Here is a 1,793-nt window from a genome sequence, read left to right on the forward strand (position 1 = left end):
TACAGCACCGATCTGTTCGATGAGGACGGTGTGCGGGTGTTGGTGGGGCGGTTGGTGCGGGTGTTGGAGGCGGTGGCGGCTGATCCGGGGGTGCGGGTCGGTGTGGTGGATGTGTTGTCGGTGGTTGAGCGTGAGCGGGTGGTGGTTGGTTGGAATGACACTGCTCGGGTGGTGCCGTCGGGTCGGGTGCATGAGTTGTTCGCGGAGCAGGTGGTGCGGACTCCTGGTGCGGTGGCGGTGGTGTCGGGTGGTGTGGAGTTGACGTTCGCGGATTTGGAGGAGCGGGCGAATCGTCTGGCGGGTTTGCTGGTGGCTCGGGGTGTTGGTCCTGAGCGGGTGGTGGCGGTGGCGTTGCCGCGGTCGGTGGATCTGTTGGTGGCGTTGTTGGCGGTGTTGAAGAGTGGGGCGGCGTATCTGCCGTTGGATCCGGAGCATCCGGTGGAGCGGATCGGGTACACGTTGGAGGATGCGCGGCCGGCGTTGGCGTTGGTGTCGTCGCAGACGGTGGGTCTGGTGGCGGGGGCCGGGGATGTTCCGGTGCTGGTGCTGGACGCGGTGGGGACGGTGTCGGAGTTGGCGCGGGGTTCGGCGTCGGCTCCGGGGGTGTTGGTGTCGCCGGACAGTGCGGCGTATGTGATCTACACGTCGGGTTCGACGGGTCGTCCGAAGGGTGTGGTGGTTCCGCACGGTGGGCTGAGCAACTTCCTGGCGGATATGGGGGAGCGGTTCGGGCTGGGGGCGTCGGACCGGTTGCTGGCGGTGACGACGGTGTCGTTCGACATTGCGGCGTTGGAGTTGTATCTGCCGTTGTTGTCGGGTGCGGGCGTGGTGATCGCGGACCGGGAGACGGTGCTGGATCCGGTGGCGCTGTTGGGGCTGGCGCGGGCGAGCGGGGCGGGGGTGGTGCAGGCGACGCCGTCGTTGTGGCAGGCGTTGGTGTCGGCGGATCCGGAGGGTGTGCGGGGTCTGCGGGTGTTGGTGGGTGGTGAGGCGTTGCCGCCTGGTCTGGCGGGGCGTCTGGCTGGTCTGGCGGCGTCGGTGACGAATCTGTACGGGCCGACGGAGACGACGATCTGGTCGACGGTGGCGGAGGTGTCGCCGGGTGGTGTGGTGTCGATCGGTGGGCCGATTGCCAATACGCGGGTGTTCGTGCTGGACGAGTGGTTGCGTCCGGTGGCTCCGGGTGTGGCGGGTGAGTTGTATATCGCGGGTGCGGGTGTGGTGCGTGGGTATCACGGTCGGCCGGGGTTGTCGGCGGAGCGGTTCGTGGCGTGTCCGTTCGGTGGGCCGGGTGAGCGGATGTATCGCACGGGTGATGTGGTGCGGTGGTGTGGGGACGGCCGGTTGGAGTTCTCGGGCCGGGTGGATCACCAGGTGAAGGTGCGGGGTTTCCGGATCGAGCTGGGTGAGATCGAGTCGGTGCTGGCTGGTCATGAGTCGGTGTCGCAGGCGGTTGCTCTGGCGCGGGTGGACGAGGGTGGTCCGGCGCGGTTGGTGGCGTATGTGGTGCCGCGTTCGGGTGCGGGCGGGGTCGATGTGGCGGGTCTGCGGTCGTATGTGGCGGCCGGGTTGCCGGAGTACATGGTGCCGTCGGCGTTCGTGGTGTTGGAGGCGTTGCCGCTGACTCCGAACGGGAAGACCGATCGGAAGGCGTTGCCGGCGCCGGAGTTCCAGGCGGGGGTGGATTCGCGTGCTCCGCGTTCCCCGCGGGAGGAGGTGTTGTGCACGGCGTTCGCCGAGGTCCTGCGGCTGCCCTCGGTCGGCATCGACGACAGCTTCTTCGAACTCGGCGG

1 protein-coding gene is annotated in these 1,793 nt (G+C 68.3%); it reads left to right on the forward strand.

Annotation, left to right across the window (positions count from 1 at the left end; all coding sequences use genetic code 11):
- The coding region (locus ACZ6NC_RS41900) for a non-ribosomal peptide synthetase (protein ID WP_465739142.1) at nucleotides 1–1,793 on the forward strand (1,793 nt) is incomplete at both ends.

This window comes from Kitasatospora sp. NPDC041988 (assembly GCF_055588525.1).